At 47.0% G+C, this 6,471-nt stretch carries 7 protein-coding genes; 6 read left to right on the top strand and 1 reads right to left on the bottom strand.

Annotation, left to right across the window (positions count from 1 at the left end; translation table 11 throughout):
* Window positions 1-557: 557 nt before the first annotated feature.
* The 5 genes from KNP67_RS08740 (at window position 558) to KNP67_RS08720 (ending at window position 5,460) form a co-directional block, all read left to right on the top strand.
* Window positions 558-1,160 carry a DUF4230 domain-containing protein gene (locus KNP67_RS08740; RefSeq protein WP_214756497.1) on the top strand — a complete coding sequence of 201 codons (603 nt, stop codon included), beginning with the start codon at window positions 558-560 and terminating at the stop codon, window positions 1,158-1,160.
* 216 nt (window positions 1,161-1,376) lie between these two features.
* Window positions 1,377-1,622: an acyl carrier protein gene (locus tag KNP67_RS08735; protein WP_131472074.1), complete on the top strand. Its 246-nt coding sequence runs from the start codon at window positions 1,377-1,379 to the stop codon at window positions 1,620-1,622.
* Window positions 1,619-3,025 carry an AMP-binding protein gene (locus KNP67_RS08730; protein WP_131472071.1) on the top strand — a complete coding sequence of 469 codons (1,407 nt, stop codon included), beginning with the start codon at window positions 1,619-1,621 and terminating at the stop codon, window positions 3,023-3,025. Before KNP67_RS08735 ends, KNP67_RS08730 begins: the two co-directional genes overlap by 4 nt.
* A gap of 62 nt (window positions 3,026-3,087) precedes the next feature.
* The gene (locus KNP67_RS08725; RefSeq protein ID WP_131472069.1) at window positions 3,088-4,539 is read left to right on the top strand and encodes an MBOAT family O-acyltransferase; all 1,452 of its coding nucleotides are present in this window, start codon (window positions 3,088-3,090) and stop codon (window positions 4,537-4,539) included.
* Between the two features lie 30 nt (window positions 4,540-4,569).
* Window positions 4,570-5,460 (top strand): hypothetical protein, encoded by an 891-nt coding sequence (locus tag KNP67_RS08720; protein ID WP_242678992.1) that lies wholly within the window; start codon window positions 4,570-4,572, stop codon window positions 5,458-5,460.
* A 162-nt stretch (window positions 5,461-5,622) separates the two neighbouring features.
* Here the strand turns inward: KNP67_RS08720 and KNP67_RS08715 are convergent, their stop codons facing one another.
* Window positions 5,623-5,886, bottom strand: a complete 264-nt coding sequence (locus tag KNP67_RS08715) for a hypothetical protein (RefSeq protein ID WP_214756496.1) — start codon at window positions 5,884-5,886, stop codon at window positions 5,623-5,625.
* Window positions 5,887-5,970: 84 nt separating this feature from the next.
* Between KNP67_RS08715 and KNP67_RS08710 the strand changes: the two genes are divergently transcribed.
* Window positions 5,971-6,444: a peptide-methionine (S)-S-oxide reductase gene (locus tag KNP67_RS08710; protein ID WP_214756499.1), complete on the top strand. Its 474-nt coding sequence runs from the start codon at window positions 5,971-5,973 to the stop codon at window positions 6,442-6,444.
* Window positions 6,445-6,471: the final 27 nt, after the last annotated feature.

The following is a 6,471-nucleotide window of genomic DNA, read 5'->3' as shown; positions in this document are numbered from 1 at the left end:
ACTACTCTATCGGAGTTCTGTTCTGATTTTTCGGCAATAGTGTAAAATCGTATCGAGCAAAAACTGTCAATTTTATTTTAGCGTTCACAGAGAGTTAACTTTGAAAAAAACAGTTTTAATCAATGCATCTTTTTTGGTGGAAGTAGACGAAACGGAAGTACGTAAAGATTTTGGGATGATTGATCAAATTGCGAATGAGCTGTGTCATGATCAAAAAATCAGAATAGATACGAATGAAGTGAATGTGGAATGGAAAAGTTCCTCCACGGTTGTCTTGGACCCAGGTTTAATGAATTGTGGACAATGCTCAACTTGTGGACGATGGACAACAGACAGAGAAAAAAGTGATCCATTGTTACAGTTGTGTAATGGAGCAACTTTCGAAGGGAAACTGCTGTGTGATGACTGTTTACCAGAAGATCACAGGTGGTCTTTTTAGTATGGAGGTAATTTAATAATCTATTTTAATTTATCGAAATTTATATTATTAAATAAAAGATAAAAACGTATAATAAATCCAAGGATAAAAATTACATATTTTTTAAGGGGATGCGACTGTGAAAAAGCTGATGATATCAAGTCTGATTCTAGTATTAGGAACTGTGATGGTTGGCGCAATTATTTTATTTCAATTCAAACCGTTTGAATTCACAACTAATAAGAGTTCAGATACAGCTTTAGTTCAAGATAGGATTGTAGAGTTGTCAGAGCTAGCAACATTGAAATATGAATATAGCCATGTCATTGTGAGTCGCACTAATAGAGAGGTCTCTTTAATAGGATTATCGGACATCAAATTCGCTGAAGCAATCAAACTAATCGAGTATTCCGGATATTTGAAAGCCGGAACTGACTTTAGCAATATTAAATTATCTTACGATGACAAAGATGAACGTATGTTGGTGCAAGTGCCAAAGTCTAAAATTCTCGATAATGTTGCTGAAACGGAAAATACTAAAGTAACAGACATCAAAGGAAACATTTTTTCTGACTACCCTTCCCAAACGATTATGGACGAGATTACAAAGGATAAAGAAAAAGTTGAAGAGAAGAAAGTAAGTCAAGGCTTTTTAAAAGAAGCAGACAAAGCAACGGAAAAATTGTTGATTTCATTTTTGAACTCTAATGGATATGAGAATGTTACCATCGAATTTTATTGAATAGATCAAAGAATTGAGTCATCGATTATTGATGACTCAATTCTTTTTAAAATTCGCTGATGTACTCAAAATCTAGCCTCATATTTTTAGAATTGAGTAAATTAGTTAGAAAAATGAATGATTCGATGTCTTATTGCTGTCTAAAAACCGATGTGATAGAATCACATAGCAAATGATTATCATTATCAATTATCGAAAACGGGGAGACTTCAACCAATGAACAATATCGAATTATATAAAACAGCCTTTATTAACGGACTCGATGTCGAGCCAGACGCGTCATTCGAAGAATTGAAGCTCGGTGTCACGAAAGAGTGGGATTCGATTGGCCACATGACATTGATTGCAGAACTCGAGGACGCGTTTGACGTCGATCTCGATGCGGATGTGATTACAGATTTTAACACGTATCAATCCGGCATCGACTTATTGAAACGCTTGGGTGTGGACTTCGGACAATGAAGCGCTTCGACACGATCGAGCAATATGGAGAGCGTACCGCGATCTACGCGGATCGCGCATATTCCTACGAAGAGATGATCGAGGCGGCCGACGCAATCGCGCGTGAGGTCAGCGATCGAACGCTCGTCTTTTGTTTATGTGCCAACAAAAAAGAGTCAATCTTCGGCTACGTCGGGTTTCTCCGCGGACGCATCGTGCCACTCCTGTTGGATGCAGCGATTCAATCGGAACAGCTGCAGCACTTAATGGATTGCTACCGACCGACGCACATCTGGGCGAATCGGGAGCATGATTTATTAGCGCAGGAGATGGACACGACTTACGAATACGGGGACTATGCGCTGTTCGCCTGTCCTCAAGTAATGGAGCATGAATTGCATGACGAGCTCGCGCTCCTGTTGACGACATCCGGCAGCACGGGCAGTCCGAAACTGGTACGCCTCAGCTACGACAACCTGCTCCACAACGCGGCATCGATCGTGTCGTACTTAAATATCAATGAAGACGACCGTCCGATCACGACGCTGCCGATGAACTATTCGTACGGTCTTTCCATCATTAACAGCCACCTCGTGTCTGGGGCGACCATCGTGGTGACGGAAGCGTCCGTCATGCAGAAGGAATTTTGGCAGTTGTGCCGCGATCAGCACGTGACGACGTTCGGCGGCGTCCCATTCATCTATGAGATGTTACGCCGGCTCAAGTTCGAGACGATGGAGCTGCCGAGTTTGACGAAACTGACGCAAGCCGGAGGGAAGTTGAATCCGGATGTAGCGAGTGCGTTTACTGACATCTGTGAACGAAAAGGCATTCAGTTTTTCATGATGTACGGTCAAACGGAAGCGACGGCACGCATGTCGTATTTGCCTCCTGACCAGAATCGCGAGAAGGCGGGTAGCATCGGTATCACCATCCCAGGCGGTGAATTGACACTTCGAAATGAAGCAGGTGAACGTATTTCTTCCCCGAACATCGTCGGAGAGTTGATGTATCAGGGAGTAAACGTGTCGCTCGGGTATGCCGAGGCGTTATCCGATCTCGCGAGCGGAGATGAGAACGAGGGCGTCCTGCAGACGGGTGATTTGGCGTATATGGATGAAGACGGCTATTTCTTTATCGTCGGCCGCATCAAGCGGATGATTAAGATGCATGGGAACCGGATTAGCCTCGATGAAGTGGAGGACCTGTTACGAGCACACGGACATGAGTGTGTCTGTACAGGGACGGATGATGAGCTGTACGTGTACACGTTGCACGATGACCGTCCCGCCATCAAACAAGTCATCAAGGACATGATGCATACAAGAGGGGTGACGATTCTACAAATCGATGCCATTCCCCGGAACGAATCCGGAAAGATTCTGTATGCCGCATTACCGAAACGAGAGCTCGTCACCACCTGAACAAGCAAGTGAGTGAAGCCTTTGTTGAAAGCTGTATAAGTTTAGAATAATCAGGTGAAGATATGACGTTTATTTCAATCGAGTTTTTACTGTTTCTCGCCATTTTAGTGGCGGTATATTATGTGGTGCCGCATCGCTTCCGATGGGTACTGTTACTGGCGGCCAGCTATTTGTTTTATGCGACGCTCAGTATCCAGTTCATCCCGTTGTTGCTCGTGAGTACAGCCTTTACGTTCGTCACGGGACTCCTGATTGAACGACAAGACGAGAAGCGACAGAAGAAACGCCTCATGATGATCGGGGTCTCTACCCTGGTATTGTTCCTCGGCTGGTTCAAATACTTTAACTTCGTGAACGACTCGTTGCGCACGATGGCGACATCGATGGGGTGGAACTACGACATCCCGTATCGAGATGTCGTCTTGCCGCTGGCGATTTCGTTTTATACGTTCCAGGCCATCAGCTATCTCGTTGATTTGTATCGCGGGAAGCTGAAGGCCGAGCGGCATTATGGCTATTTCTCGATTTACTTCGCCTTCTTCCCGCAGCTCGTGGCGGGGCCGATCGAGCGGGCCAAGAAATTGCTCCCTCAATTCAAAGCGGAGCAACGGTTCGACAATGAACATGTCAGCTATGGAATGAAGCGGATTGCCTGGGGCTTCTTCAAGAAGACGCTCATCGCCGACCGGTTGGCGCCGATGGTCGCGAGCGTGTTCAGTCAGCCAGACCCGACCGGCTCCGAAATCGTGCTCGGGACGATGCTGTTCTCGCTTCAATTATATGCCGACTTTTCAGCCTGCAGTGATATCGCCATCGGGACAGCGAGACTATTTGGCATCAAGTTGACGGAGAATTTCCGACAGCCTCATTTCGCGGTATCAATCGCCGACTTTTGGAACCGATGGCACATCTCGCTCTCCATGTGGCTCCGAGATTATATCTTTATCCCGCTATGCAAAGGGAAAAAGAAACGACATCAAATCTATGTCGCCATCATCATCACATTTTTGGTGAGTGGTATCTGGCACGGGGCCGCCTGGAGTTTCGTCTTATGGGGTCTGATTCATGGCCTGTACCGCGTGTTCGGGGACGCGACGAAACATCAGCGGGAACAGATGGCGTCCTTCGTTCGATTGGACCGGACGCCCGAGCTTCATAAATGGCTGAAGATTGCGGTCACGTTCCAGTTGGTCTGTTTCTCGCGCGTCTTTTTCGTATCTGACTCGGTCGCCCAAGCGTTTCACCATGCCCGGTTGTATGTGACACCTTCGTCATGGGCACCGGTCGACATGCTGAAGGCACTTGAATTATTCTCATTACTCGATTTACTCGTGTTCCTTTTCTTCTTTACGACCGTCCACGTGTTTCAGTACATCGAACGGAAGAAAGGATCGACGTGGGATTGGTTGGCCGAGCGTTCGGCTCTCACGAATGTGGCGATTCAACTGTTCGTGATCGTATCGGTGCTCGTGTTCGGTGTGTCGAGCGAAGGCTTTATTTACGGTGGGTTCTAAGTGAAAGGAATGGCTATGAGAAGTGTATGGATGAAAATAGCGGTAGTCATCGGGATTGTTGTCATCTTGTTGATTCCGCTCAACAACTTTGTCAAACAGTCGTGGGCGTACAATAACAACCGCGGTGTGTTGGCGTTCCAAGACAATCCGTCCTCGTTGGATATCATCAACTTAGGGACGTCTCACGCGATGTTCGGCTATGCGTTCAAACCGCTCGGTCTATCGCATCTCGATTTAGCGTTGCCGAGCCAAACGATTGAATACGACTTGAAGATGTTGAAACAGTACGACGAACATCTGCGTCCGGGTGGGGTCGTCATCGTCTCGCTCTCGCAAATCACGTTTAGCAATGCGGAGATTGGCCGGAAAGAAAACTATTATCAGGTGTTGGACCGGGAAGACATCGAACCGGTCAGTACGTTTGATTACTATACGTACACGTCGATTCCTGCATTGAACAGTGGGAGCGTGTATACGGCGCTGTCGCGAGAGATTCGCGATTTCAGATGGGAGTCTCATAAACCGTGGGTGAACAATGGCCAGAATTATTCGGAACGAAAATACGAGATGGTCGAAGCGCAGTATAAACAGGCTGTGGAGAATCGTGACATCGAGCAGAATATGGAACGATTGAAAGAAATCATTGCGTATTGTCAGGCGAAAGACTATCGCGTCGTGTTGGCGATGGAGCCGGTCCACGCATCCTACAACGCCTATTTTGATCAAGTGGTCATGGACCGACTCGTTTATCAACATCTGGCCTCGCTCGAGTTGGACGTCCCGTTCTTAAACTATATGGATGACGAACGGTTCATCCATCAGCGTGAGTACTTTCATAATCCAGATCATTTGAATGGGAAGGGGAGAACGCTCCTATCTTCTCTCGTCTATGAGGATTTGAAACGACTCGGCTATCTATAAGAAAAGGAAATCTACAGCAGCGTAGATTTCCTTTTTATGTGGTCGCAGATCACGTGTGGATCTCGCTTATCAATGGATGCGTGTTGCCCTTAAGCCATATATGTCGTGCACCGGCCGTCGATTTTGCTGATTTGTTGAACGAGATTCAAACACTCTCCTTCCTTAGCGCGTTTTGCGAATTCGTTGAACGGTGAACATCCCAATCGCTAGGACGATGGCAAGACCAATCCATGTGAAGACGTAGATCAATGGCGACCCAGTCGTCCCGAGGGTCACCTCGTTTTGAAGCATAGTGACGTTATCCGCCTCGGCGATGATGTCGGGTGTATAATTGAGCGTGCGGATGAAGCCGATTCCGAACGTGGCGACAACATAAATCACATGGAGTGCTGCGGATAGAAGAAGAGCGAGTCTGATTGTTTTCAAAATGGTGCTCCTTTTTGGATATAATCATGTACAACGATAGTATAACTAGAATTGCCTAAACCTGACAGACAAGGAGTGAGACTGATCGAAACCGTTTATTTAGCAGGTGGCTGCCTCTGGGGCGTCCAAGCGTTCATCAAGACGTTACCCGGTGTCATCGAAACAGAGGCCGGACGGGCGAACGGGGCGACGGATACGCTTGACGGAGCATATGACGGCTATGCCGAATGCGTCAAAACGACGTTCGATCCGAGCGTCGTCACGATGAAGGAGTTGATGAATTACTTATTTGAAATCATCGACCCGTATAGCGTCAATCGCCAAGGCGAAGATGTCGGCGAAAAGTATCGGACCGGCGTCTATAGTGCAGACCCACGTCATTTGGAAGTCGCACGCACATTGATCGACAACCGAAGCGATGCGGACCGAATCGCGGTCGAGGTATTGCCGCTCACGAACTACATCCGAAGCGCGGATGAGCATCAAGACCGGCTTGAGCGATGTCCGGACGATTACTGCCATATCCCGAAGACGTTATTAGACAAGTACAAACAATAAGCCGACACGATGCCGTGTCGGCTCATT

It is taken from the genome of Exiguobacterium sp. s157, from assembly GCF_018618205.1.
Classification (GTDB): domain Bacteria; phylum Bacillota; class Bacilli; order Exiguobacteriales; family Exiguobacteriaceae; genus Exiguobacterium; species Exiguobacterium chiriqhucha.
The sequence above is the reverse complement of the archived record's forward strand: the minus strand, read 5'-3'. Positions and strand labels throughout refer to the sequence as shown.

What these genes read in the sequence shown, in the direction of transcription:
- KNP67_RS08735 (WP_131472074.1), top strand. Translation starts at nt 1,377, where the DNA reads ATGAACAATATCGAATTATATAAAACAGCCTTTATTAACGGACTCGAT.
- KNP67_RS08730 (WP_131472071.1), top strand. Translation starts at nt 1,619, where the DNA reads ATGAAGCGCTTCGACACGATCGAGCAATATGGAGAGCGTACCGCGATC.
- KNP67_RS08725 (WP_131472069.1), top strand. Translation starts at nt 3,088, where the DNA reads ATGACGTTTATTTCAATCGAGTTTTTACTGTTTCTCGCCATTTTAGTG.
- KNP67_RS08720 (WP_242678992.1), top strand. Translation starts at nt 4,570, where the DNA reads ATGAAAATAGCGGTAGTCATCGGGATTGTTGTCATCTTGTTGATTCCG.